This window comes from Schauerella aestuarii, assembly GCF_009866805.1.
GTDB classification, from domain to species: Bacteria; Pseudomonadota; Gammaproteobacteria; order Burkholderiales; family Burkholderiaceae_B; genus Schauerella; species Schauerella aestuarii.
The window spans coordinates 926,366-951,860 of record NZ_SIZW01000042.1 but is presented as its reverse complement, the minus strand read 5'-3'; the positions used below and the strand labels follow the sequence as shown (position 1 = coordinate 951,860).

The 25,495-nt window shown below is 60.8% G+C and carries 23 protein-coding genes and 1 tRNA gene; 17 read left to right on the top strand and 7 right to left on the bottom strand.

The genetic code is table 11. The features are described from left to right. Nucleotides 1–100 precede the first annotated feature (100 nt). The 6 genes from EYW45_RS19450 to EYW45_RS19425 form a co-directional block, all read right to left on the bottom strand. A complete protein-coding gene (locus tag EYW45_RS19450; protein ID WP_161137045.1) occupies nucleotides 101–739 on the bottom strand; it encodes a response regulator transcription factor in 639 nt (212 codons plus the stop codon). Between the two features lie 17 nt (nucleotides 740–756). Continuing rightward, complete coding sequence (locus tag EYW45_RS19445) at nucleotides 757–2,100, bottom strand: HlyD family type I secretion periplasmic adaptor subunit (protein ID WP_407924941.1); 1,344 nt, start codon at nucleotides 2,098–2,100, stop codon at nucleotides 757–759. A gap of 80 nt (nucleotides 2,101–2,180) precedes the next feature. Further along, nucleotides 2,181–4,355 carry a type I secretion system permease/ATPase gene (locus EYW45_RS19440; RefSeq protein ID WP_161137043.1) on the bottom strand — a complete coding sequence of 725 codons (2,175 nt, stop codon included), beginning with the start codon at nucleotides 4,353–4,355 and terminating at the stop codon, nucleotides 2,181–2,183. Beyond that, a complete protein-coding gene (locus EYW45_RS19435) occupies nucleotides 4,330–4,542 on the bottom strand; it encodes a hypothetical protein (protein ID WP_161137042.1) in 213 nt (70 codons plus the stop codon). Before EYW45_RS19435 ends, EYW45_RS19440 begins: the two co-directional genes overlap by 26 nt. A 12-nt stretch (nucleotides 4,543–4,554) precedes the next feature. Next, nucleotides 4,555–6,186: a TolC family outer membrane protein gene (locus EYW45_RS19430; protein ID WP_161137041.1), complete on the bottom strand. Its 1,632-nt coding sequence runs from the start codon at nucleotides 6,184–6,186 to the stop codon at nucleotides 4,555–4,557. A 530-nt stretch (nucleotides 6,187–6,716) separates the two neighbouring features. Continuing rightward, nucleotides 6,717–6,989 (bottom strand): hypothetical protein, encoded by a 273-nt coding sequence (locus tag EYW45_RS19425; protein ID WP_161137040.1) that lies wholly within the window; start codon nucleotides 6,987–6,989, stop codon nucleotides 6,717–6,719. A 3-nt stretch (nucleotides 6,990–6,992) separates the two neighbouring features. Here EYW45_RS19425 and aroC point away from each other — a divergent pair, with 3 nt between their 5' ends. The 9 genes from aroC (at nucleotide 6,993) to EYW45_RS19380 (ending at nucleotide 16,843) form a co-directional block, all read left to right on the top strand. After that, nucleotides 6,993–8,066 (top strand): chorismate synthase, encoded by a 1,074-nt coding sequence (gene aroC / locus EYW45_RS19420; RefSeq protein ID WP_161137039.1) that lies wholly within the window; start codon nucleotides 6,993–6,995, stop codon nucleotides 8,064–8,066. A gap of 121 nt (nucleotides 8,067–8,187) precedes the next feature. Beyond that, complete coding sequence (gene leuC / locus EYW45_RS19415) at nucleotides 8,188–9,591, top strand: 3-isopropylmalate dehydratase large subunit (protein WP_161137038.1); 1,404 nt, start codon at nucleotides 8,188–8,190, stop codon at nucleotides 9,589–9,591. A 5-nt stretch (nucleotides 9,592–9,596) separates the two neighbouring features. Further along, nucleotides 9,597–10,250 (top strand): 3-isopropylmalate dehydratase small subunit, encoded by a 654-nt coding sequence (gene leuD, locus EYW45_RS19410; RefSeq protein WP_161137134.1) that lies wholly within the window; start codon nucleotides 9,597–9,599, stop codon nucleotides 10,248–10,250. A gap of 88 nt (nucleotides 10,251–10,338) precedes the next feature. After that, nucleotides 10,339–11,418 (top strand): 3-isopropylmalate dehydrogenase, encoded by a 1,080-nt coding sequence (leuB, locus tag EYW45_RS19405; RefSeq protein ID WP_161137037.1) that lies wholly within the window; start codon nucleotides 10,339–10,341, stop codon nucleotides 11,416–11,418. A gap of 66 nt (nucleotides 11,419–11,484) precedes the next feature. Beyond that, nucleotides 11,485–12,615: an aspartate-semialdehyde dehydrogenase gene (gene asd / locus EYW45_RS19400; RefSeq protein ID WP_161137036.1), complete on the top strand. Its 1,131-nt coding sequence runs from the start codon at nucleotides 11,485–11,487 to the stop codon at nucleotides 12,613–12,615. 92 nt (nucleotides 12,616–12,707) lie between these two features. After that, nucleotides 12,708–15,137, top strand: a complete 2,430-nt coding sequence (locus EYW45_RS19395) for a FimV/HubP family polar landmark protein (protein ID WP_161137035.1) — start codon at nucleotides 12,708–12,710, stop codon at nucleotides 15,135–15,137. Nucleotides 15,138–15,140: 3 nt separating this feature from the next. Then, entirely contained in the window at nucleotides 15,141–15,941 is an 801-nt protein-coding gene (gene truA / locus EYW45_RS19390) for a tRNA pseudouridine(38-40) synthase TruA (protein WP_161137034.1), read from the top strand. 107 nt (nucleotides 15,942–16,048) lie between these two features. Further along, the gene (locus tag EYW45_RS19385; RefSeq protein ID WP_161137033.1) at nucleotides 16,049–16,738 is read left to right on the top strand and encodes a phosphoribosylanthranilate isomerase; all 690 of its coding nucleotides are present in this window, start codon (nucleotides 16,049–16,051) and stop codon (nucleotides 16,736–16,738) included. A gap of 28 nt (nucleotides 16,739–16,766) precedes the next feature. Beyond that, nucleotides 16,767–16,843: transfer RNA gene (locus EYW45_RS19380), tRNA-Val, on the top strand. A 246-nt stretch (nucleotides 16,844–17,089) separates the two neighbouring features. Here EYW45_RS19380 and EYW45_RS19375 read toward each other — a convergent pair. Continuing rightward, entirely contained in the window at nucleotides 17,090–17,836 is a 747-nt protein-coding gene (locus EYW45_RS19375) for a response regulator transcription factor (RefSeq protein WP_202444794.1), read from the bottom strand. A gap of 243 nt (nucleotides 17,837–18,079) precedes the next feature. Between EYW45_RS19375 and EYW45_RS19370 the strand changes: the two genes are divergently transcribed. The 8 genes from EYW45_RS19370 to EYW45_RS19335 all read left to right on the top strand — a co-directional run bounded on the left by EYW45_RS19370 (nucleotide 18,080) and on the right by EYW45_RS19335 (nucleotide 25,475). Continuing rightward, nucleotides 18,080–19,132, top strand: a complete 1,053-nt coding sequence (locus EYW45_RS19370) for an acyl-CoA dehydrogenase family protein (protein WP_235939119.1) — start codon at nucleotides 18,080–18,082, stop codon at nucleotides 19,130–19,132. After that, on the top strand, nucleotides 19,120–19,791 hold the full coding sequence (locus EYW45_RS19365; protein WP_328703656.1) for a class I SAM-dependent methyltransferase: 672 nt from the start codon (nucleotides 19,120–19,122) through the stop codon (nucleotides 19,789–19,791). The genes EYW45_RS19370 and EYW45_RS19365 overlap by 13 nt, the downstream gene beginning before the upstream one ends. Then, nucleotides 19,788–20,498, top strand: a complete 711-nt coding sequence (locus tag EYW45_RS19360; protein WP_161137032.1) for a glycosyltransferase — start codon at nucleotides 19,788–19,790, stop codon at nucleotides 20,496–20,498. The genes EYW45_RS19365 and EYW45_RS19360 overlap by 4 nt, the downstream gene beginning before the upstream one ends. Nucleotides 20,499–20,507: 9 nt before the next feature. Beyond that, nucleotides 20,508–21,248: a PIG-L deacetylase family protein gene (locus tag EYW45_RS19355; RefSeq protein WP_161137031.1), complete on the top strand. Its 741-nt coding sequence runs from the start codon at nucleotides 20,508–20,510 to the stop codon at nucleotides 21,246–21,248. Between the two features lie 185 nt (nucleotides 21,249–21,433). Further along, nucleotides 21,434–23,398, top strand: coding sequence for a threonine--tRNA ligase (gene thrS, locus EYW45_RS19350; protein WP_161137030.1), 1,965 nt, complete (start codon nucleotides 21,434–21,436; stop codon nucleotides 23,396–23,398). Nucleotides 23,399–23,416: 18 nt separating this feature from the next. Beyond that, the gene (infC, locus tag EYW45_RS19345; RefSeq protein ID WP_161137130.1) at nucleotides 23,417–23,968 is read left to right on the top strand and encodes a translation initiation factor IF-3; all 552 of its coding nucleotides are present in this window, start codon (nucleotides 23,417–23,419) and stop codon (nucleotides 23,966–23,968) included. 119 nt (nucleotides 23,969–24,087) lie between these two features. Continuing rightward, nucleotides 24,088–25,083, top strand: coding sequence for a glutathione synthase (gene gshB, locus EYW45_RS19340; protein ID WP_161137029.1), 996 nt, complete (start codon nucleotides 24,088–24,090; stop codon nucleotides 25,081–25,083). Continuing rightward, entirely contained in the window at nucleotides 25,080–25,475 is a 396-nt protein-coding gene (locus EYW45_RS19335) for a PTS sugar transporter subunit IIA (RefSeq protein WP_161137028.1), read from the top strand. Before gshB ends, EYW45_RS19335 begins: the two co-directional genes overlap by 4 nt. Nucleotides 25,476–25,495: the final 20 nt, after the last annotated feature.

The following is a 25,495-nucleotide window of genomic DNA, read 5'->3' as shown; positions in this document are numbered from 1 at the left end:
GTTTATTTGCGAGATTTGCGGGCAAATCGGCCCAGTGGGATGGCCTCCCACTGGGGCCCGGCTTCGTCACAGCGTTGGCAGGTGCGCCGCACGCTGCAAATCAGGCGACTTGGCGCTGGCCGATCCCATGAACGAGCAGGGCAAGCTGCAGCCGATCGGCCACGTTCAGCTTGTCGAATACCGAAGACATATGCGCCTTGACGGTGCGTTCGGTAATGCCTAGCGCGGTGGCGATAACCAGATTGGAGTCGCCTACTGCAGCTCGCCGCGCCACGTCGTTTTCACGATCGGTGAGCTTGTGGCTGGCCCACGATGCCTGCGCGGGCAGCCGTTGATCCACCATGCGCAGCAGGCGTGTAACGAGCGATCGCCCCATCCAGATTTCCCCGGCGCAGGCAACTTCCAGTGCCTGAGACAAGGTCTCAGGCGGCGCGAAGGCGTGGCAATAGCCACTGAAGCCTGCCCCGATTGCCTGGGTACCTGCATCGTCGGAAGGGTGCGAGGTCGTGGCGATCAGCTGCATGGTGGCGAGCAAGGGCCTCCATTCGGCACGGGTTGCGGCCGGCAGCGTTTTGCTGTCCATATCGATCAGCGCCAATTGACGGCGATTCTGCTGCCACCGGACGAGATCGGCAAAGGTATGCCCACGGGCAGGGAGCCAGCGGTTGGTATTCAGTTCGCGCCAACGTTGCCAGAGGACATCGTCGTCGGTGAGCAGGAGCACGGGAAGTTGAGCCATATCAAGGATTCTCGCACTTAGCGTTCAGTGAATGCATTTGCCTTCGCCCGCAGAACGGGTTTCAACAAATACTGAAGGACGGTGCGCTTGCCAGTGAGCACATGCACTTCGGCCACCATCCCGGGGATGATGGGGAAGTTCAGGTCGCCGACCGTCGACTTATCGGTCCGTACACGAACGATGTAAAACGAGTTGCCACGCTCATCGGTAATCGTATCGGCGCCGATCGTTTCCACTTTTCCTTTCAGGCCACCGTAGATCGCGAAGTCATAGGCGGTAAATTTCACTTCGGCTTCTTGTCCGGGACGCAGGAAGCCGATGTCGCGCGGTTGCACGCGTACCTCGAGCAGGAGCGTGTCGTCCGAGGGGACAATCTCAATAATGTCCTTACCGGGTTGAACCACGCCGCCTACCGTGTTGGAAAAGACCGTTTTGACGGTGCCGTTCACCGGCGAACGAATCTCGGCCAAACGTACGCGATCCGCCAGGGCAAGCTTGCCTTGCTCGAGCGTCGACAATTTGGCTTGCGTTTCGGACAATTCGCTGCGCGCCTGGTTGCGGATGGTGAGTTCGGTTTCGGCGATCTTGCTTTCGGCTTCCTTGATCGATGACTGAATGCGATCGATCTGGGCGGCGGCACCGCGGGCCTCGCCGCAGAATCGGGCGACGTCGCGCTGCAAACGCAGCAGATCGACTTCCGACACTGCGCCGCTCTTTAAAAGCGGTTGCGTTACTTGAAGTTCACGCGACGTCAATGAGCAACCCGACTGCGCTTGATCGCGTTTGGCGATCGTTTCGCGAAGCTCCTCCTGACGTTGCTTGTATTGCTCACGCGCCACCGATACTGCGGCATTGATTTCTGTGGTGCGCGAACTCCAGGCATTGCGCTCGGCTTCCACCAAGGCGGGCGCTTCTTTCAGGACATCCGGCGGCGCGACGAAGGGCTCACCCGTAGCGATGGCCCGCAGCCGGGCGGCCCGCGCCGTGAGGCTCAGGTAGTCGGCATTGTTTTCGCCCAAGGAGGACGAAAAGCGCGTCGAGTCGATTTTCAGCAGGACTTCGTTGGTGGTGACGGTTTGGCCCGGACGAACGTTGATTTCCTGGACGATGCCGCCATCCAGACTTTGGATGATCTGCACTTGGCGTGAGGGCACAACCTTGCCTTCACCGCGCACGACCTCGTCGATGTAGCCGAATGCGGCCCACAAAATGAGGATGAGCACGACGAAGAGCGCAAACCAGAGCAGCACCCGCGAGCCGCGCGCATCCTGCTGTGCGATGGCCCATTCGGCATCGTCGGGAAATTTTGTGCGTTCTTTCGGCAGGCCCGAGCGGGTGCCTTCGAGCAGACGATCGAACATGAATACGAACACATCGCGCGGTGCCCGTACGAGGCGTGCGAAGAAACCGGGGCGGGGCGTGGCAGGGTTGATGTCCATCTTTACATTCCCCGTCCAACGCGGCCTTGGCGCAAGGCCTCGACAACTTGTTCTTTAGGACCATCTGCGACCACGGTGCCGGCATCGATCACGATCAACCGGTCGACCAGATCGAGCAGCGCCGTGCGGTGCGTGACCAGGATGACGGTTTTGTCGGCACTCGCGGAGCGCAAGCGTTCTTTCAAGCGCGCCTCGCTCTGATGATCCATATTGCTGCTGGGCTCGTCCAAGAGCAGGATGGGGGGATCGTTGATCAGCGCGCGCGCCACGGCCACCGATTGGCGCTGTCCGCCGGAAAGCGATTCGCCGCGCTCGCCGATCAGCATGTCGAAGCCCTTCGGGTTCAGGTTTGCGAATTCGGTGACGCCGGCAAGATCGGACGCGGCAAGAATATTTGCATCGTCGGCAAAGGGCGCACCCATGGCCAGATTCTGCTTGAGCGTGCCATAGAAAAGGGTGGGGTCTTGAGGAACATAACCGATCGCGCGCCGCAGATCGGCGGGATCGACCTGGCGCACGTCGATGCCATCGATCAGCACGGCACCTTCGGTGGGCGCGTACAGGCCCAGAACCAGTTTCTCGAGCGTGGTTTTGCCCGAGCCGATGCGCCCGATGATGCCCACCTTCTCGCCGGCGGCGAACTTCAAGGTGACTTTCTTCAGGGCCGCTTGCGAGCTACCGGGATAACCGAACGTCACGTCGCGAAATTCCAGGGCACCGTGAAAAACAGGGCGATGCAGGAAATTGGCATCGGCCGGCCGCTCGACCGGCAGCTTCATGTAGTTGTCGATCGAGGAAAGTGACGTGCGCGCGTTTTGATATTGCATCAGCAAGCCCGCCACCTGGCCCAGCGGCACCAGGCAGCGACCCGCGATCATCGACGACGCGATGATGCCGCCCATGGACAAGCTGCTTTCGGATACGAGGTATACGCCGATCACGACCACGCTGATCGAGACGAGTTGCTGCATGACCTGAACGAAGTTCACGGTCGTCGACGAAATGAGTTTGAGCTTGCCGCCGGTTTGGGCGATGAACTCGGTGGAGCGCTCCCAATTGCGCTGCATCGCGCCCTGCGCATTCAGCGTCTTGACGGCTTCAAAGCCCGTCAATGCCTCGACGAGCGTGGCATTGCGTTGCGAACTGGCTTGATACGACGACATCGTCAATGTTTCCATCCGCGCCTGTGCAGCAAGCGACACAAGCAGGACGATGATGATGGCGACGATGGGTGGCAGCACCATCCAGGGTGAAATCCACGCCAGCACGGCCAGGAAGAGCACGATGAACGGGAGATCGACCAAGGTGGTGATACTGGCCGACGCGATGAAGTCGCGGATCGATTCGAATGAGCGCAGATTGGCCGCGAAAGAGCCGACGGACGCGGGCCGGCCCTCCATGCGCAGGTCGAGCACACGTTCCATGATCAGCGACGAAAGCCGCGTATCGACCCGTTTGCTCGCCACGTCAACAACGTACGCGCGCACCGTGGTCAGGATGAAGTTGAACAGAATGACCAGGCCGATACCGATCGTCAGCACCCAAAGGGTTTCGACGGCGTTATTGGGCACCACGCGGTCGTACACGTTCATCGTGAAGAGCGGTGTAGCCAAGGCAAAAATATTGATCAGCAACGCGGCAATCAGCGCGTCACGGTAAAGCCTGCGGTTATCGAAAATCGCGGCCCAGAACCAATGGCGCCCGCGCACATCGGCCACCTGTGGCGATCGGGCTTCGAAGCGAAATTGCGGACGAACGAAACACACCAGGCCGCTGAATTGCGCCTGGAGGGTTTCGGCATCGAGGTCGACGGCGCTGGAACCCGACTCCGGAAATACCACCGAATAAACGCCGCCTTCCGACTTCAACAGGACGCAGGCGCGGTTGCCGTTAAGCATAAGAATCGCCGGCAGCAACGCCGGTTCGATGCGGTCCAGGGTGCGCTTGACGGTACGCGCAGACATGTGCGCCCGCGCCGCTGCACGCGGCATCAAGGACGGCGTCAGCCGGTTGTCGACGAGCGGGAGTCCGGACGAGAGCGCTTGTGCCGTCGCCGGTACGCCGTGAATGCGCGTCAGTTCAACCAGGCAATCCAGTAAGGGGTCCTCGTGCGTGGCTCGCGGGTCGGCGCGCCATGTGCTTGCAGCGGGCTCAGATAACTTGTCCGTCGTCGTCATCTAGAAGATCCAAATCCTCGGTGAGTCGTCGGCGCTGTTGTTTGCGCTGACTGAGTTTCTGCTGCGCCTGGATCGGAAGATCGGTCAGCCGCAGTGTGCCGTTGGCGATCAACGTGTCGACCAGGTCTTCCAACACGCGAACGAAGTCCGCATCAAGTTTTGAAAAATCTTTGTCGTCGTTAGCCATGGCTCGAGTCGTTCAGGGTTGACGCGCGGGCGTCGCAGCGGGCATGCCCGCGGGGGATGTCGGGCGCGCCATGGCACGGTCTTCGGGTGCGATGGGCGCGGCACGCACCGGCGCATAGCGAGGTGTGCTGGTTGCCCCGGGCATTCCCGCAGCGGTCGCCGGCGCGGGCGATGCGCCCGAGGTCGGGTACAGCGGCGTCAATGTGGGCGGCAGGACGCCCTCGTTGTATTCCACCTTTACCGGCTGCAAGCGCGCCTGATCGGGCGCATCGGTTGCGCACATTTCAATGATGTTCTCGTCACTTTCGAGCAGGCGCTCTTCTTCGGGCACATCGTCGCGCGCCGGAATCAGTTCAAGGGAACTGAGCAGGCGGTGCGACAACGTCAGCCAGCGGTACTCGGCCAGGCGCAGGTCGTAGCGGCCATTGACCAACGCGCGACGCGATTCGAAAAGTTCGTTCTCGGTATCCAGCAAATCGAGCAATGACCGCTGACCGATGTTGAATTGCTGGCGATACGCATCGCGCACCTTGTTCGTCGACTGCTCATGACGAACGAGGAAGGGCATCTGCTCACGCAAGCGAGTGATGTTCGTCCACGCCACGGCAAGATCCTGCTGGATATTGCGGCAGGTGTAATTACGCAGATCCCGTGCGGCGTAAGCTTGCGCGGACGTTTGACGTACACGGGCGGCGTCCGCGCCGCCGCGGTACAGGTTCATCGAAGCGACGAGCTGGACGCTGCTGCTTTGCACGTTGCGATACGCGGGATCGGCTTCGGATTGATCTCGCCCGGTTGTGGCGACGACTTCCAGCTTGGGCGAATAGTTGCTTTGGGCAACCTTGATGCCTGCGTTCGCAGCTTGTACGCTTGCCTGCGTCGAGAGGAAGCTCGGATTGCGGCGAATCGAGTCGGAAAAATCCTTGGGGTGATCCGGAAGGCGATTCGACATGTCCGGAATGGGCAACATGTCAGCCATCGGGCTCGCGCCGGTGATGCGGCGATAACGTTGCGTCACGTCCAAGACGTTTGCGCTTTCCGTAAACAGATTCGTCTGCGCCAAGGCGAGGCGTCCCGACGCCTGCTCGAGATCGACGTAGCGGCCGACGCCGGACATCGCGCGCTCACGAATTTGCGCCATGGTGTCGCGGTGCAAATCGAAGTTGTGCTTGGCCAGCTCTTCGAGCTCGCGGTTGCGCTGCAGGTCTGCGTAAGACTGGATGGCGGCATAGGCCGTTTCGTCCGTGACGGCCATGAGATCGTAATAGCGCGCCAACTTGGTGAATCCAAGCTGTTTGACGTCGTTGTTGGTGCGGAAGCCGTCGAACAGAAGCTGGCGCAGCTCGAGGCTATATCCAGGACGAGTCCAGCTATACGACCCGGCGTCGGGCACGTTGCTGCGGTACTCACGGCCATAGGAGCCTTGCGCATTCACCTGAGGCAAAAAACCGCCGCGCGCGACCGACTGCCCTTCAAGCGACGCGCGAAAATCTTGGTATCGGGTCTGGATTTCCGGATTCGTCAGCAGCGTCTGTTCAACAATGCGATTCAAACTCGTGACCGGCTGTGCGTTTTGGGCCTGCGCGGTGGTCCCGCACAATGCGATTGCAGCAACCAAGGCTCGCAGCGGCAAGCGATGGGACATCAAATATCTCCAAGGTTTGTAATGGTCACTGCCAGCCTTTGGGATTAGATCGAATGGCCTGTGTCCTCGAGCCAAAGTATAGAAAGAAACTGTCACTCAAGTTGCATGTGATTGCCTATCGAACCGATAGCGTTGGGTATAGAAACGTTGCGAAACGAACGATCTGATACGTTATATGTCACTTTATTGCCTTTCCAAGGCGATAGGAATCGTATTCGCAATTTTTTACGTTCAATTCTGCACAATTGCAGGCATTTATGGCGTCACATCGCAGCCTATTCAGGTGTTGTTAATTCGCAAATTGATGAGCTTGCATGCGTTCGGATTACAAAAAGTGAGCACCAGACGACGCTGACGATTAAAACGGTGACGGATCGAGTCTGACAAAAGTCCTAAGCCTTTGTGCCTATACGCATCGGCGATCCATTTGGATGTACCTGAGCCAATTTTTTTTGATGGCGCGCCAGCGCTCTGGCTCGCTTTGAATTGCGGCGCATGGTGTGCGTCGGCCGCGGCCTGCTCACGGATCCTCAATCTAAATGAGCCCTGTCAGATCGCAGTGCCGATGGGTGGCTCCCCTTTGGGAGCCGCCAGCGATTGCGATAAATGAAAGGGCGGCAACATTTACCACTGGTGGCGGCATTGGCGTTGGACAGGATGGCCAAATTTCCTTGGCGGAAATGGCGGCCACGTTGCGTGGATCGGCTGGCCGATTCCGGAATGTCATAATTCCGGCTTTCTCCTTCCAACGATTTATTCACTTTCTCGAAGCAGTGCGGCACGCGCTGTTCGAGGTAGGTCATGTGATGAGCGGCAATACTTTCGGTAAATTGTTTTGCGTGACGAACTTCGGTGAGTCGCACGGTCCGGCCATCGGCGCCGTTGTGGATGGTTGCCCTCCGGGCCTGCCACTGACCGAAGCGGACATCCAGTTCGAACTCGATCGCCGTCGTCCTGGAACATCGCGCCACGTCACGCAGCGTCAGGAACCCGATCAGGTCGAAATCCTGTCAGGGGTGTATGAGGGCATGACGACCGGGACGCCGATCGGACTCCTGATACGCAATGCCGACGCGCGCAGCAAGGACTATTCTGCGATCGCGCAAACCTTCCGTCCCGGGCACGCCGACTACACCTACCAAAAGAAGTACGACCGGCGCGATCCTCGCGGTGGCGGACGATCTTCCGCGCGTCTCACTGCGCCCACCGTGGCTGCTGGCGCCATTGCCAAGAAGTGGCTTGCCGCGCATTACGGCGTAACGATTCGGGGCTACATGAGCCAGTTGGGTCCGATCGAGATCCCGTTCGAGAGCTGGGACGAGGTGTCGAAGAACCCGTTTTACGCGCCGAACGCAGGCATCGTTCAGCAACTCGAAGACTATATGGATGACCTGCGGCGCGACGGCGATTCGATCGGTGCTCGCATCGAAGTGGTGGCAGAAGGGCTGCCGGCCGGGTGGGGGTCACCGCTTTACGATCGTCTCGATGCCGATATCGCCTACGCGATGATGGGTCTGAATGCGGTCAAGGGTGTTTCGATCGGCGCCGGCTTCGGCGCCATTACCCAGCGCGGATCGGAGCACGGCGACGAGATTACGCCCGACGGATTTTTAAGCAATCATGCGGGCGGTGTACTGGGGGGCATTTCCAGTGGCCAGCCCATCACGGTGTCGATGGCGATCAAGCCTACCTCCAGTATTCGGATCGATCGCCGCTCGATCGATTCGACGGGCGCGCCGGTACAAGTGCATACGTTGGGCCGCCACGATCCTTGCGTCGGCATTCGAGCGACGCCAATCGCCGAGGCGCTGCTGGCATTGGTGCTGATCGACCACGCAATGATGCACCGCGCGCAGTGCGTGACGCCGCCAAAGCCTTAGGACCCCTCTCAGGATAGTGGTGATTGTACTAGTATGAGAACTGGTCTTGTGCTAGGTTAATTCGGTGCCGATAATGGACGTCCAACGCGATTTCGCGCCAAGACCAGCCAGAGAGGGCACCATGCCTCAATCACTCTACGACAAACTGTGGGACGCGCACGTCGTCCACCAGGAAGAAGACGGCACCTGTTTGCTGTATATCGACCGGCATCTGCTGCACGAGGTCACCAGTCCGCAAGCCTTTGAAGGGTTGTCGCTGGCGGGCCGCAAACCGTGGCGGATCGGCGCCAACCTGGCGGTGGCGGATCACAATGTGCCCACGATGAATCGTGCGCAAGGTATTGACGATCCCGTGTCCAAACTGCAGGTGGACACGCTGGATGACAACTGTGAAAAGTATGGGATCACCGAATTTCGCATGACCGACCTGCGTCAGGGCATCGTTCATGTGATCGGACCCGAGCAGGGCGCCACGCTGCCCGGCATGACGGTGGTCTGCGGCGATTCGCATACGAGTACCCACGGTGCGTTGGGCGCATTGGCGTTCGGCATCGGCACGTCCGAGGTTGAACATGTGCTGGCCACCCAAACCCTGTTGATGAAGAAAGCGAAAAGCATGCTCATCCGGGTGGAGGGCGACATGCCGGTGGGCTGTACGGCCAAAGACGTCGTGCTGCATGTGATCGGCATTATCGGCACAGCTGGCGGCACGGGTCACGCAATCGAATTCGCCGGCAGCACCATCCGTGGGCTGTCGGTGGAAGGCCGGATGACCGTCTGCAACATGGCCATCGAGGCAGGTGCCCGTTCCGGCATGGTGGCCGTTGACGACAAAACCATTTCCTACTTCCGCGGCCGGCCGTTCGCGCCCAAGGGCGTGCTGTGGGAGCAAGCCGTCACCTATTGGCGCACGCTGCACTCCGATGCCGGCGCGACGTTCGATCGCGTGGTGGATGTGAAAGCAGCCGATATCAAGCCGCAGGTGACCTGGGGTACATCGCCGGAAATGGTGTTGCCGGTGGATAGCCGGGTGCCGGATCCCGATCGCGAAAAAGACGATGTGCGCCGCAGCGGAATGGTTCGCGCGCTTGAATATATGGGTCTCAAGCCCAATACGCCGTTGACCGATATTCGCGTCGATCGCGTTTTCATTGGATCGTGCACCAATTCGCGGATCGAAGATCTGCGGGCGGCCGCTGCCGTTGCGCGAGGCAAGCATGTCGCCTCGAACGTCAAGCAAGCCATGGTGGTGCCGGGGTCGGGCCTGGTCAAGTTGCAAGCCGAGCAGGAAGGGTTGGACAAGATCTTTCTGGCAGCGGGCTTCGAATGGCGCGAACCAGGCTGTTCGATGTGTCTGGCGATGAACGCCGACCGTCTCGAACCGGGCGAGCGTTGCGCGTCCACCTCCAATCGCAACTTCGAGGGCCGGCAGGGTCAGGGCGGCCGTACGCATCTGGTCAGCCCTGCCATGGCGGCCGCTGCCGCTGTGGCCGGCCATTTCGTCGACGTTAGAACTTTTCGGTGAGCATGATGGAAGCCTTTAAAACACTCGATGGTTTGGTGGCGCCTCTCGATCGCGAGAACGTCGATACCGACCTGATTATTCCCAAGCAGTTTTTGAAGTCGATAAAACGCACGGGTTTCGGCCCCAATCTGTTCGACGAATTGCGCTATCTGGACCACGGCGAGCCTGGGATGGACAACGCCAAGCGACCGATCAACCCCGATTTCGTGCTCAATCATGCACGCTACCAAGGCGCGTCGATTTTGCTGGCGCGCAAGAATTTCGGCTGCGGTTCGAGCCGCGAGCATGCGCCCTGGGCACTGACGCAGTACGGGTTTCGCGCGATCATTGCGCCGTCGTATGCCGATATCTTTTTCAACAACAGCTTCAAGAACGGCCTGTTGCCGATCGTATTGTCGGAAATGCAAGTGGCGCGGCTGTTTGACGAGGTCAAGGCATTCCCTGGATACCGTTTGCGTATCGATCTTGAATCGCAGCAGGTCGTGACGGCCGGCGGCGAAAGCCTCCCGTTCGATATCGAACCGTTTCGCAAGTATTGTCTGATCAACGGGTTCGACGATATCGGATTGACGCTGCAGAAGGCGGACAAGATTCGTGGCTTCGAAGCGGAGCGTCTTGCGCGTCATCCTTGGCTTGAGAGTCAACCGCTGATTCGTTGACCGCATCGGGCGGTCATAGCAGGGCATCGATTGCGTCTGTGGGAGCAGACGCAATCGGCTTTTAAAACGTTTATTTTTGGATGTGGATATGACGCACAAGATCGCGGTATTGCCTGGAGACGGCATCGGCCCGGAAATCATGGAGCAGGCCGTACGCGTGCTCAAAGCGCTGGATCTCGATCTGTCGATCGACGAAGCGCCCGTGGGTGGTGCCGCATACGATTTGAAGGGGCATCCGTTGCCGCCGGAAACGCTCGCATTGGCGCAGGCGTCTTCGGCCGTGCTGTTTGGCGCGGTGGGCGACTGGAAATACGACAAATTGCCGCGCGAGCATCGCCCCGAGCAGGCCATTTTGGGGTTGCGCCGGCAAATGGGTTTGTTTGCCAATCTGCGCCCGGCGATTCTCTACCCGGAACTGGCCAGCGCGTCGTCGCTGAAGCCCGAAATCGTTTCGGGCCTGGATATCCTGATCATTCGCGAATTGACGGGTGACATTTACTTCGGTCAGCCGCGTGGCGTGCGAACGGCGGTCGACGGCCAGTTTGCCGGCGAACGCGAAGGGTACGACACGATGCGTTATGCCGAGTCGGAAATTCGCCGTATCGCCAAGGTCGGTTTCGAATCGGCGCAGAAGCGAAATCGCAAGCTGTGCAGCGTCGACAAAGCCAATGTGCTCGAAACATCGCAGTTCTGGCGCGATATCGTCATCGACGTGGCCAAGGAATATCCGGACGTCGAGCTTTCGCACATGTATGTGGATAACGCGGCCATGCAGTTGGTCAAGGCGCCGCGCCAGTTCGACGTGATCGTCACCGGCAACATCTTTGGCGATATCCTTTCCGATGAAGCAGCCATGCTGACGGGCTCCATCGGGATGCTGCCGTCCGCCTCGCTGAATTCTTCGGGGCAGGGTCTCTACGAGCCCAGCCACGGGTCGGCGCCGGACATCGCCGGGCGAAATATCGCCAATCCATTGGCGACGATTTTGTCGGCCGCGATGTTGTTGCGGTATTCTTTAGGATTGCCGGCGCAGGCCGACCGTATCGAGTCGGCGGTGCGCAAAGTGCTCGCGGCCGGTTATCGCACTGCCGATATCTTCGAGGAAAACACCGAGAAGGTAGGCACGGCCCAGATGGGCGATGCAGTGTTGAAGGCGTTGGCAGGCTGATTTCAGCCCTCTGGGCGCGGCAGTTTTGCCGCGCCGACGATTAACTTTGATTTTAAGAGCGGATAAATGAAGCAAGCAGTGGGCCTTGTCGGCTGGCGAGGAATGGTGGGTTCGGTTCTCATGCAACGCATGCGTGATGAAAACGATTTTTCCCTGTTCGAGCCGGTATTTTTCTCGACGAGCAACGCAGGTGGTGCCGCCCCGAAATGGGCTGATGGCGCCGGCGCGTTGCAGGATGCTCATGACATTGACGCCCTTAAAAAGCTGCCGATCATCGTCACGGCGCAAGGCGGTGACTACACGTCGGCCGTCTATCCGAAGTTGCGGGATGCGGGCTGGAAGGGCATCTGGATCGATGCCGCCAGCACGCTGCGCATGGCCGATGACGCGATCATTGTGCTCGATCCCGTCAATCGGCCGGTTATCGACGCTGCGCTCGCGCGCGGCGTGCGTAATTTTGTAGGTGGCAATTGCACGGTCAGCTGCATGCTGATGGGCTTGGCCGGTTTGTTCAATAACGATCTGGTCGATTGGATGACGTCCATGACCTACCAGGCGGCATCGGGCGGCGGCGCGCAGCATATGCGCGAGTTGCTGACGCAGTTCGGCCAGTTGAATGAATCGGTGCGTCCGTTATTGGACGATCCCGCTTCGGCGATTCTCGAGATCGATCGTGGCGTGCTGGACATGCAGAAAAACCCGGCCTTGCCGCAGGAACATTTCGGCGTGCCGTTGGGCGGCAGCTTGATTCCCTGGATCGACAAGGATCTGGGCAATGGCGTATCGCGCGAAGAATGGAAAGCCGGCGCCGAAACGAACAAGATTCTGGGCCGCGGCGCTGCGTTCGGCACGGCCGAAACGCCGGTCGACGGGTTGTGCGTGCGCATTGGCGCCATGCGCTGCCATAGTCAGGCCTTGACCATCAAGCTCAAGCGCGATGTGCCGCTGGATGAAATTGAAGCCCTGATTGCCGAGGGCACGGATTGGGCGAAGGTCATTCCCAACACCAAGGAAGCGTCGATGGCCGGTTTGACGCCGGTGGCGGTGACGGGCACCTTGGATATTCCCGTTGGACGTCTGCGCAAGATGTCGATGGGTGGTGAATATCTGAGCGCTTTCACTGTGGGCGATCAGTTGATGTGGGGCGCGGCCGAACCGCTGCGCCGGATGCTCCGCATCGCGCTTTCGGAAGCCTGATGTAACGCGCGCCCTTCAGGGGCGCGCATTTTTTCTTCCTCGCGCCGTCGTCGAGGCGGTGTCCAGATAGCTTTCCCAACGGATATCTGTTCATGATCGCACGCCTTATCCGAACTTCGTCGCACACACGTGCGCCGCTATCGTCCGCGCTTGCCGTCGTTTTCGTCGCCTTGGCGGCAGCGCCCGCCGTGGCAGCCGACTTCGGGCATGCACGCGTGTTATCGCCAGCGGGTGCGCCGTTGCTGGTCTCGGTTCCCGTGACGAATCTGACGGCACAGGAGGTCGACACCCTGCGTGTCGGGCTCGCCGATGCAGCGTCCTGGCAGGCAGCCGGGCTGACGCCGCCCGCGCCGCTGTCGACGTTTCGTGTTGCGCTTGAACCGGGTGCCACACCATCGTCACGCGTGTTGCGCATTTCGTCGACACAGGCACCGACCGACTCCGCAATCGACATTCTGTTGATCAGTACGTCGCCTACCGGCAGGCGGCAAGTTCAATTCACGGTCTTGGCGCAGCCTGATGCCCAGGGCTGGCATACCCCCGATTTGCCTCTTGCTGGGCCGGAGTCTTCACCCGTAGACAGAGCTTCCGTGCCGGCTCGCGCACCGGCTGTGCAGCAGGCACCCGCCGCATCGGCCGCGCCCCGCGCGCCTCGAGGTGCACGCACCGTCGCTGTTCGCAGCGGCGACACGTTGTCGGAAATTGCGATGGCGCGGCGGGTATCGGGGGCCACCTATTACCAGATGATCGTGGCGATGTGGCGCGCCAACCCGGACGCATTCATCCAGGGCAATATGAACCTGGTCAAAACCGGCGCGCGCTTGACGGTGCCGGATGCGGCCACGATTCGCGCGGAAAACCCCGAAGACGCCAAGCGCCTTTATTTGCAGCAGTTGGCCGACTTCGACGTCTATCGCGGGCGTGCCGCACGTGGCGCCGCGCTGGCACCCTCGGTTGGCAGTGCAGGGGCAAGTGGCCGGGTGGAAGGCACTGACGGCAGCGGTGCCGCAGGTGCGAATCGCGCTCAGGATCGTCTGCGGCTCTCTGCCGGCGACGAAGCGGTGTCGACGACAGGTCCTTCAGGCGCGGGCGGCACGGCCGCCGGAGCGGGTGGTGCGGGCAATGCAGCCGCTGGCGGCGCAGGGGCAGCCGCTGGGGCAAGTGCAGGTAGCAGTGCTGGTGCTGGTGCAGCGGCCGGTGCCGGTGCGGGGAACACCGCCGGGGCGATGGGGCAGGGCGGGGGCGCATCAGGCTCTGGCACCTCAGGTGCTGGCAATACGGTTGCGGGTGGTGGGGCAAGCAATACCGCCAGCGGTCGCGGCAACGCGGGGAGTGCCTCGCCGGAGGAGGCACGCGCTGCCAACGCGCGCGCGCTCGCTGAGCAAGGCGGTCGGGTCGACGCGTTGCAGCGCGATGTGGATGCGCTGAATCGAAGCGCGACGAGTCCGAATGCAGCGCCAGGTTTGGGTTCCAATGCTGCTGCTGCTGCTGCTGCTGCTGCTGCTGGTGCTGGCACTGGCACTGGCATTGGCACTGGCGGTGGTGCCGGCGTGGGCGGCGCTGCCGGTGCGAACGTCACCGGTGGGGCGTCGCCGGGTTCGGTCAATCCGGTGGCTGTCACAGGCCAGCCCGGCACGGCAGGCCAATCTGGGGCAACCGCCGTTCCGGGATCCGCAGCGGATGGCGTCGGTAGCCCAAGTCAAACGAGTGAGACGAATCCGTCAGGCACCTCACCGCAGACGAGCGGGTCAGGCCAATCCAGCGCCGTGGGGCAGACGGGGGCCGCAGGTCAGCCCGGCGCTGTCGGCCAGGCTGGTGCAGGCGCACAGTCTGCAGGCACGGCTCAGTCGGTCCCTTCAGCGCAAGGGGGCGCAACTCAAGGCGGAGCAACTCAAGGCACAACGAGCCCGGGCGCGACGAGTCCAGGCGCGACGAACCCAGGCGCGAACGCGCAAAACGGTCCTGCGACGGCAACCGGCAGCACATCGGCCGCGAGCGGCGCGACTGGCGCTTCGGGCGCGGCCGCAGAAGGCACCGGTGCAGGCAGCAGCGCGCCGAGTGCCGGCGGCGTGGGGAGCAGTAGCATACCGGGCGGCACCGGGCCGAACACGGGATCCGGCACAGGTTCACAGACGGGCACAGGCGCAGGCTCAAGTGGGACGGCGGGCGCTGCGATCGGTTCGCCGGGTGCGGCTGCACCCACAGCACTCGGCGGCACCGCCAGTACGGCGAGTGCGAACGACAGCGAAAGTGCGTCGTCATTGCCGGCTTGGCTTTCGGATAATTTGCTGGTGGTGATCACGGCGCTGCTGGCGATCGTGGCATTCATCGTGGCGTGGGCATTCAGGCGCGCTGCCGCGCGCCGCGAAGATGACGACGACGGCGATGCCGATGATGACGATTTTCGTCGCGTCGCGCCGTCGGTGGCACCGGTTGAAATCGATCCGCGTCTGCGCAAGATCAATCTCGACCTCGACGAGCCGCCGTCGGACGAGCCCACGCCGCCTCGGCGTCAAGGCTGATCCATGCCGAGAATCGCACTGGGGCTCGCCTACGATGGCGCGTCCTGGCAAGGATGGCAGACGCAGCCGCACGGTGTGACGGTACAAGACGAGCTGGAGCGCGCATTGGCCAAGTTTGCCGGCGCGCCAGTGCCCACGATATGTGCGGGTCGCACCGACACCGGCGTTCATGCCGCCATGCAGGTGGTGCATTTGGATACTGCATTGATTCGACGCGAAGAGTCGTGGGTGCGAGGCGTCAACACGTTTTTGCCGCCCAGTATCGGTATCCAGTGGGCGCGTGAAGTGCCCGACGATTTTCATGCGCGATTTTCTGCACGCGCCCGGCGGTACACGTACGTGTTGTGGCAGGGGCGAACCAGACCCACGCTATGGGCCGGCAAAGTGGGGTGGTGTCATCAGCCACTCGATATCGACGTGATGCGCCAAGCGGCTGCGGCGTTGGTGGGTACGCACGATTTCTCTAGCTTTCGCTCGTCGCAATGTCAGGCGAAGCATCCTGTGCGAACCATGCTCTGCGTGGAGATTGCGGCCATCGGCTCGTTTGTGGTGTTCACATTCGAAGCCAACGCGTTCCTGCATCACATGATTCGCAACCTCATGGGCGCGCTTTTGCAAATCGGGCAGAGGCGGCAAGAACCGAATTGGATGCTTGCGTTACTGGCGGCACGCGATCGCACCCAGGCCGCCGCCACGTTTTCGCCAGATGGCTTGTACCTCTCGGCGATCACTTACGAGTCCCGTTTCGATCTTGGCGATCTGGATGGTGCGGCGACGCTACTGGCGCCCTTTCTGTCACGCTAGCGTTCACCGGGCGACGCGCGCGCTATGCTTCGGTGTAGCACGTAGGCATTTGGCGGGGGAGCAAGTCCTCATCCAACCTCGATCTCAATTTTTCCTGACGGAAAGCCATGCGTACACGAATCAAAATCTGCGGACTGACGCGCGAAGAGGATGTGGTTTCGGCTGCGGTTGCCGGTGCCGATGCGATTGGCATGGTGTTCTATGCGAAGAGCAAGCGCTACGTCACCCCTGAGCGAGCTGCGGCATTGCGGCGCGCACTGCCGCCATTTGTGCAGCTCGTGGCGTTGTTCGTCAATGCGACCGACGAAGAAGTAGAGCGAGTTGTGGACGCCGTACGGCCGGACCTGCTTCAGTTTCATGGCGACGAGACTCCGGACCAATGTGCGCGCTTTGGCCATCCTTATCTGCGCGCGTTCAGGGTGGGTGCCGCGGCGATCCCCGATGGCCGGGCAGTACTGGCGGCGGCACGGCCATTCGCCGGCGCGGCGGGTTGGCTTTTCGATAGCGACAGTGCAGGCTATGGCGGCAGTGGCCACGGTTTCGATCACGGATTGTTGACCGACGTGCGCGCCGAGATCGACGCGCCGCGAATCATATTGTCTGGCGGGTTGACGCCGGACAACGTCTGCACCGCGATTCGCCACACTCATCCCTGGGCAGTGGACGTCAGCAGTGGTGTGGAGCAGGGTCCAGGAATCAAGGATGACGCGCGGATCAAAGCGTTCGTGGCGGCGGTTCGCAGTGCCGATGAAACACCGATTCCGAAATCTGTGTGGACACGAGTTGACGAACGCTAAAAAGACAGGATATAATCTCTTTCTTCGCAGGCGGTTAGCTCAGCTGGTTAGAGCGCCACGTTGACATCGTGGAGGTCGCTGGTTCGATCCCAGTATCGCCTACCAAAATGCGTGTGATTCGATTGACGTGTCAATCGAATCACATAAAACCCCGCAACGACTCGTTCGTTGCGGGGTTTTTCGTTTGCGTGAGAGATTTTCGACCCATGCTGCTCAAGCGTGAGTTGCCCGGGCTCAAACGCACTCATCCAGCAGAAAGATCCATCGTCTCGCGCCTGCGCCCGGCTCGGTAACGCAGTTCATGGACGAATCATCATTCTTTCGGGCCGTGCTCCTGCGCCTGATCATGTCTCATGCGTCCATCGGTTGGCCAAACTTGTCTCGCAAGTAGAGGGCCAGTGAAAGGTCGTCCGACAGTCCTAGTTTGCCCATCGCTCGCCGCTTGTGGGTACTCACGGTTTTCTTGCTGCGTAGAAGCTTGCGCGCGATTTGAGTGACGGACATACCCAAGACGATGTGCCGAAGAATTTCCACTTCTGCGGTCGTCAGTCGCTCATCCGGGCGCATGGGTCGGCTGTTGAGCACTTTGCCATCTCGGCAACTGAAGAACGATCGTGGCGTCTCCATCGCCATGCGGATCAGCCCCGGCAAAATGGGCAGACGTTCCTGTTTGGGGAGGTAAGCGTTGGCGCCGGCCTTGTAGGCGGCGTATTCGGTGTGATCGCGCCGGCCGGCCGAAAACGCAATGATGGTGATCTCGGGGAAATTGCGGCGCACGCGGCGCAACAGGTCGACGCCATCTGAGGGTTCGAGCGGCATATAGAAATCCAGAATGGCCACGTCGCAGGCTTCGGCACGCAATCGCTCGATGAGGCGCGCGCTCGAATTTTCAGCATGTACGACTTCAAAGTCCGGCTGGGTGGACAGGTAGTTGGTGACGCCCATGGTGATGATGGGATGGTCGTCGAGAATGGCGATCCGGATGCTATGGCGGGGCCTTGCCGAGAGGGAATATCGACGTGGCGCGGCAACCTGGGGTTGAGGGGTGCCAAAGGTGTCCGGTAGCGTCGGCGGCGTGGGGGTGCGGATCGGGTTCATCGGTCTCCTCGGTAAGTTGTCGGTTAGGCGCGACGCACGCAAGAGCAAGCGCGCGGTGGACCGTAACTTGATCTTACGTATTGCAGTCCGGTTTTTTAAGCACGAATACGCAAACCGGACGGACTTACCTCGCGTTCTTGGCAATATCAAAGGTTGGCATACAAGTGGGTACGTCGATTGCTCTAACCGTGTTCGCGACCGCTATTCCCTGGTTCGCGCGCCTTTTCCGGTTATCTCCAACTTATGCCCGACACCATCCTTGTTCCGGATCGCCTTGCTGCGGCTGCCATGCCGGCTGCGGGCACGCCAGCAGGCCGCGGCTATCCGCCATTGACACGGCTCATAGGCGTGATTGCCCGCTATGGCAGCCTGCCCAAGCCCGGCTCGGGTTCGACGCTGATGCGCTGGCGCGCTTTTGCCGAGGTCGCTGCGCAAGACATGACCTTGATCAAGCTGTTTGAGGCACACGCGGACGCGATTGCCATCCTGGCGGAGCTGGGTGTGCCGTCGGCGCTCGCGCGTGCGGTAGCAGACGATCGGTCGGTGTGGGCGGTATGGGCGGCCGAGCCGCCGGACGCTCGGGTTGAAGCGAGTGTGGATGCAGCCGGTCGGCTGTGCCTGCGCGGACGTAAGGCGTGGTGCTCGGGCGCGCGCGGCATGACCCACGCCCTTGTGAGCTGTTGGACGCCAAACGGCGACGCCATGCTGGCCGCCGTGGATCTCCGTCAGCCAGGCGTGCGCATCACCGAAGACGGCTGGCATGCGGTGGGTATGGCGGCGACGGAAAGTGTGGATGTGCTGTTCGACGATGCGGTCGCTTATCCGGTAGGCATGCCAGGAGAGTACGTGGGCCGACCAGGGTTCTGGCATGGTGGCGCAGGGATTGCAGCGTGCTGGTTTGGCGGGCTGCAGCCCATCGCGGATGCCATGCGCCGGACGGTGGCCCGGCGCGGCGACGCGCTCAATCAAGCGGCGCTCGGGCGTGTGGATCGCGCCATGGCCAGCGCGCGAGCGCTGTTGATCGTGGCGGGGAAAGAGATCGATGCCTGGCCGCATCGCGACGCCCGTGTCCTGACGTTGCGTACGCGCTGCGCAGTCGAGGACACCGTACGCGTCGTGCTGGAACAGGCGGCTGGGGTTCTAGGTGCCGGCCCGATGTGTCGTGACGAAAACATGGCCCGGCGATTTGCGGATCTGCCGGTGTTTGTACGGCAGAGTCATGGCGACCGCGATCTGGCCGCCATCGGAAGACATATTGCCGAAACGGTTGAGGGAGACGATCCGTGGCGCTTGTGAATGAGCACGACATCCCGGCAGCGTTGAATGATGGCGCGTCGATGGCGCGGCCTGGCGCGGATGCCGTGGATGTGACCTATTTCAACGCGCTCTATGGTGCGAAGGACGACCCGTGGTCCATCAAGACCCGCTGGTATGAGTCGCGCAAACGCAAGCTGCTCGATGCGGTGTTGCCGCGTGAGCGCTTTCATCGGGCATTTGAGCCCGGGTGCGGCAATGGCGATTTCACGGAACTGCTTCTGGATCGCTGTGACGCCGTGGTCGCCATGGACTTGCACCCCCGCGCAGTGTCGCAAGCTCGCGCGCGCTTCCCAGGATGCGGGCGCATTGCCATCACGCAAGGCACGCTACCCGACGATTGGCCTCCCGGAAAATTCGATCTCATTGTGGTCAGCGAATTGGGGTACTACTTCGATGTGGGGCATTGGGCCCGATTCGTCGCGCGGCTGGAAGGCGCACTGGCGGATGACGCCGTTGTCGTCGCCTGCCATTGGCGCGATGCCTTCGATGCGCGTCAGCTCGAGACCAAAGCTGTGCACGATGCCTTTACCAATGTGAATGGATTGAATCATCAGGTCTCCCATCGCGAACGCGACTTCCTCCTCGATGTGTGGACGCGTGACCTCCAATCAGTCGCCCAGCGCGAAGGCTTGGCATGATCGGCATCTGCGTACCGGCACATAATGAAGCGGCCAGCATCGCTCGGTGTCTGAGCGCCCTGCAGCGCGCAGCCGTGGACCCGGCATTGGCCGGCGAGCCGGTCGAAATCCTCGTGATGATGGATGCCTGTACCGATGCGACGTCGTTGATCGTGTCACAGTGTCGCGTGCACAGCGCGACGCTTCACGCGCGCAACGTAGGTGTGGCCAGGGGTGCGGGGGCTGCGGTGCTGATGACGATGGGGGCACGTTGGTTGGCCTTTACGGACGCCGATACGCAGGTGAGTGCGACGTGGCTTTCCGATCAACTGTCATTGGGTGCGGATGCCGTGTGTGGCGTCGTCGCCGTGGACGATTGGACGCCATATAGCGCCGCGGTGCGGCAGGCGTACGAGGCGGCGTATATGGATTGCGACGGCCACACGCACATTCATGGTGCGAATTTGGGCGTGGATGCGACCGCGTACCGGCGAGCCGGCGGCTTTCCGGCGCTTGCACTAAGTGAGGACGTTGGCTTGGTGAATGCGCTTCTCGCTACAGGCGCCAACGTCGCTTGGAGCGCTCGACCGCGTGTCGCAACCAGTTCACGCCGGATCGGTCGGGCGGAAGGGGGCTTTGCCACCTTGCTCAATCGCTTGTCATCGATGGCGGAAGAGGCGCTCACGCCGCTGACCGAGCCGTTGATCCCCCTCGTTCGGGGCGTTTGATTGGACAGCGTGATCGACCCAGGCGTCGTGCTCGTGCTCTCGCCGCATCTGGATGACGCCGCCATTAGTTGCGGGATGTTGATGAGCGCCAGCGCGAAGGCGCATGTGGTGACCCTCCTGGCGGGCTCACCAGCCGGCGACTACGGCATAGGCGAGTGGGATGCCCGATGTGGATTTGAGAGCAGCGCTGCCGCCATGGCAGCGCGCCGTGCGGAAGATGGCGCGGCGATGGCGATTCTCGATGTGCAGGCTCACTACGAAGATTTTCTCGATAGCCAGTACGGTGCGTTGCCCTCGGTGCGCCATGTGGCGACCGCCGTTGCGGCGGCGATTGCTGAATGGCGGCCAGACACGGTGCTATTGCCGCTGGGACTGCACCATTGCGACCACGAACGTATTCACGCTGGCGCGCTTGAAGCGATACGTCAGTACAGAGGCGCGATGCAGTGGCTGGCGTATGAGGATCTGCCTTACGCCGCGCGTGCGGGTGTGGTGCAGTCACGATTGAGCGCCCTTGGCGCAGCCGGCATTGCTGCGACGCGCGTGGCGGTGATGCCGCTCTGGCGCGATGCGACCGCTAATCAAGGCGCAGGAGAGGCGAAAACGCGCGCCCTGGCTGCGTATGCGAGCCAATTGACGGCCGTGGGAATTGCTGCCGATGCATTTTCCGAGGCGGGCAGCGAGCGTTACTGGTTGCTTCAGCCCAACGATGAATCATTGCCGGCTGGTAAATCCAGGGCTGCGTGGTAGACTTACGTGATGATGAAAGCATTCATGACTTGGCGAACGTTGACTCGAACGACACACACTTGCGCGACACGCCGCGCCGGTGGTTTGTGTTCGGGCAAGGTGCCGGTTACCTTGTAGTTCATCCCGACAAGACTTCTGGACGACGCGGCTCAAAGGCCGCGTTTTTCTTTTTACTCAGGAATCCCATGCTTCAGATTACTTTGCCTGACGGGTCGCAACGCGCTTATCCGGCACCAGTCACCGTCGCCGAAGTCGCTCAGTCGATCGGCGCAGGTTTGGCTCGCGCCGCGCTCGGCGGGAAAGTAACCGGTGCGGATGGCACAACGAAACTCGTCGATACGAGCTTCGTGCTCGACCACGACACGCAGCTTGCGATCGTGACCGCCAAAGATGCCGACGGGCTGGACCTGATTCGCCACTCGACCGCCCACCTTTTGGCCTATGCGGTCAAGTCGCTGTTTCCGGACGCGCAGGTCACCATTGGTCCGGTCATCGACAACGGCTTCTATTACGACTTTTCGTACAAGCGCCCATTTACGCCCGACGATCTGGCTGCGATCGAGAAAAAGATGGCTGAGATCGCTAAACGCGACGAGCCGGTGACGCGCGAAGAGTGGAAGCGCGACGATGCGGTCACGTTCTTCAAGGGCATCGGCGAAGACTACAAGGCCGAAATCATTGCGTCGATCCCGTCCAATGAAAACATCAGCCTGTATCGCGAAGGCAGCTTCGTCGATCTTTGCCGCGGCCCGCACGTGCCGTCGACCGGCAAGCTCAAGGTCTTCAAATTGATGAAGGTTGCCGGCGCGTATTGGCGTGGCGACAGCAATAACGAGATGCTTCAACGCATCTACGGCACCGCCTGGGCCAATAAGGAAGATCAGGACGCTTACCTGCACATGCTGGAAGAGGCTGAAAAGCGCGACCACCGCAAGCTGGGCCGTGATCTCGACCTGTTCCATTTCCAGGAAGAAGGGCCGGGCCTGATTTTCTGGCATCCCAAGGGCTGGGCGTTATGGCAGCAGGTGGAGCAATACATGCGTGGCGTGTATCGCGACAACGGCTACCAGGAGGTGAAGGCGCCCCAGATTCTCGATCTGTCGCTGTGGAAAAAAACGGGCCACTGGGAAAACTATCGTGAAAACATGTTCACGACCGAGTCCGAAAACCGCATGTACGGTTTGAAGCCGATGAATTGCCCTGGTCACGTGCAGATCTTCAATTCGGGTCTGCATTCCTATCGCGATCTGCCATTGCGGTATGGCGAGTTCGGTCAATGCCATCGCAATGAGCCCTCGGGTTCGTTGCACGGCATGATGCGCGTACGCGGTTTTACGCAGGATGACGGCCACATTTTCTGTACCGAGGATCAATTGCAGGACGAGTGCGCGGCGTTTACCGCACTGCTGCAAAAGGTGTATCGCGATTTCGGTTTCAACGAAGTGTTGTTCAAGGTCGCCACGCGTCCTGAAAAGCGGATCGGGTCCGATGAAACCTGGGACCGCGCCGAAGACGCGTTGATGGAAAGCTTGCGTCGCACCGGATGTGCGTTTGAGGTGTCGCCGGGTGAGGGCGCGTTCTACGGGCCGAAAATCGAGTACACGCTCAAGGATGCCATCGGCCGTCATTGGCAGTGCGGCACGATTCAGGTCGACTTTTCAATGCCCCAGCGCTTGGGCGCCGAGTTCGTCGATGCCCAGGATCAGCGTCGCACGCCCGTGATGTTGCATCGGGCGATCCTCGGATCGTTCGAGCGCTTCATTGGAATGTTGCTTGAAAACCACGCTGGTGCGATGCCGCCGTGGCTTGCGCCGATTCAGGCTGTGGTGTGCTGCATTTCGGAAGGATCGGCTGATTATGCCGCCGAAATCACACAAAGCTTGAAAAAACAAGGCTTTAGAGTTCAGTCTGATTTGCGTGGTGAAAAAATCACTTATAAAATCAGAGAACACAGCTTGCAGAAAGTCCCGTACATCCTTGTCGTGGGCGATAAAGAAAGGCAAGCTGGCAAAGTAGCGGTTCGTGGGTTGGGCGGTCTGGATCTGGGCGCCATTCCCTTCGAGGATTTCGTCGGACGTTTGAACGAAGATGTGGCGCTGCGCCGCAACGTCGTGCAGTCGATCGTGCAACCTGAACCTGCTGTCGTTTAATTACTAGGAGTTGTCAACATCGCCACTGAAAAAGCAAATCGCATCAACGGTGAAATCCGTGTCCCCGAAGTGCGACTGATCGGATTGGATGGGGAACAGTTAGGTATCGTCAAGCTTGCCGATGCGTTCAAATTGTCTGAAGAAGCCAATGTCGACCTGGTCGAGATTGCGCCCAATGCAGAGCCGCCCGTGTGTCGGCTCATGGACTACGGCAAGTTCAAGTACCAAGAACAAAAGCGTCAGGCTGAAGCGCGCGGCAAGCAGAAGGTCATCCAGGTCAAGGAAGTCAAGTTCCGTTCCGCGACCGACGAGGGTGACTATCAGGTCAAGCTGCGCAACCTGAAGCGATTCCTCGAAGAGGGCGACAAGGCGAAGGTTTCGCTGCGTTTCCGTGGGCGCGAGATGGCCCACCAGGACCTCGGGATGCGTATGCTGGAACGTGTGCGTGACGACTTGCTTGAGCTGGCTCAAGTCGAGGCCATGCCCAAGTTGGAAGGCCGTCAGATGATCATGGTGCTGTCGCCCAAGAAAAAAGTGACGCCTGCCAAGCCTGATTCGGCATCATCCTGACCTTCAGGACGTGATCGGCGCGTCGCGATGCACCTGTCGCGTACGGCGGCCGGAGCCATTGCGCTGTTGATTTAAGCCGCCTTTCCTGCGGGAGGGCGGCTCACGTATTGGATGCTGTCATGCATGTATTGTTTGTGTTGGATCCCTTGCCCGGGCTAAAGGCGTACAAGGATTCGTCCGTGGCCATGATGCGTGCACTGCACGCACGGGGTCATACGCTTTCGGTGGCATTGCAAAGCGATCTGTACATCGATCACGGCACCGTGTTTGCTCGTTACGAACCCATCGCGCTTGTGTCCGATGCGGATCTGCACGGGCATGAGTGGTGGACGGCACGCGGCGAGGCGGCGGAGCAGCCGGTTGCGGCGTTCGACGCTGTGCTTATGCGCAAGGATCCGCCGTTCGACATGGAATACGTGTATTCCACGCAGTTGCTCGATTACGCGCAAGCCAAGGGCGCGCGCGTCTTCAATCAGGGATCGGCCATCCGCAATCATCCCGAGAAGCTCGCGATCACCGAGTTTCCCGAGTTGACGACGCCGACCCTCGTGACGAGCAGCATGGCGCGAATCAAGGCGTTTTATGCCGAGCATAAGGACGTCATCGTCAAGCCGCTGGACGGCATGGGCGGCACGGGTATTTTCCGTCTGCAGCCTAACGACGCCAATCTCAATGCCATTCTCGAAACGCTCACCGATAACGGTCAGCAGACGATCATGGCGCAGCGCTACATTCCCGAGATCGTCAAGGGCGACAAACGCATCCTGATCATCGGGGGCGAGCCGGTGCCGTATGCCTTGGCGCGTATTCCGCTGGCCGGCGAAACGCGGGGCAACCTCGCGGCCGGTGGCCGCGGCGTGGCGCAACCGTTGTCCGAATCCGATCGCCGCATTGCGATGGCCGTTGCGCCCAAGCTGGCCGCGCGGGGACTGCTGCTGATCGGCCTGGATGTGATCGGTGAATATGTGACCGAAATCAACGTTACCAGTCCGACGTGCTTTGTCGAGATCACCGAGCAGACCGGCTTTGACGTGGCCGATATGTTTGCGCAGGCGCTCGAGCGCGCTGTGTCCGGTAGTGTTGCAGTGCCCAACGAGGCGATCGCCACATCATGATCGGTATTGTGATCGTCGTGCACACGCCTCTGGGCGGCGCCTTGCTCAACTGTGCCAGCCATGTGCTGGGACAGGTCGAGGACGTGTCCGTGCACGATATCCTCCCTGACGATAAACCCGACGATCTCGCGCCGCAGATCTTGCGCGACATTCTCGAGGCCGATCATGGTGAGGGTGTGCTGGTATTGACCGATCTGGTGGGTGCCACGCCGGCTAATATCGCCAAGCGCGCGGTCGCCGAGGCGCAAGCTTCCGGCGTGCCCTGTTGCGTGGTGGCGGGCTTGAACACGCCCATGCTGCTGCGGGCGTTGACCTATCGCGATCAGCCGCTTTCCGAAATGCGAGAAAAGGCATTGTCGGGCGGTATGCAGGGCGTGTTGCGTGTAGACTGATCGCCGATCCGTGTTCCGTG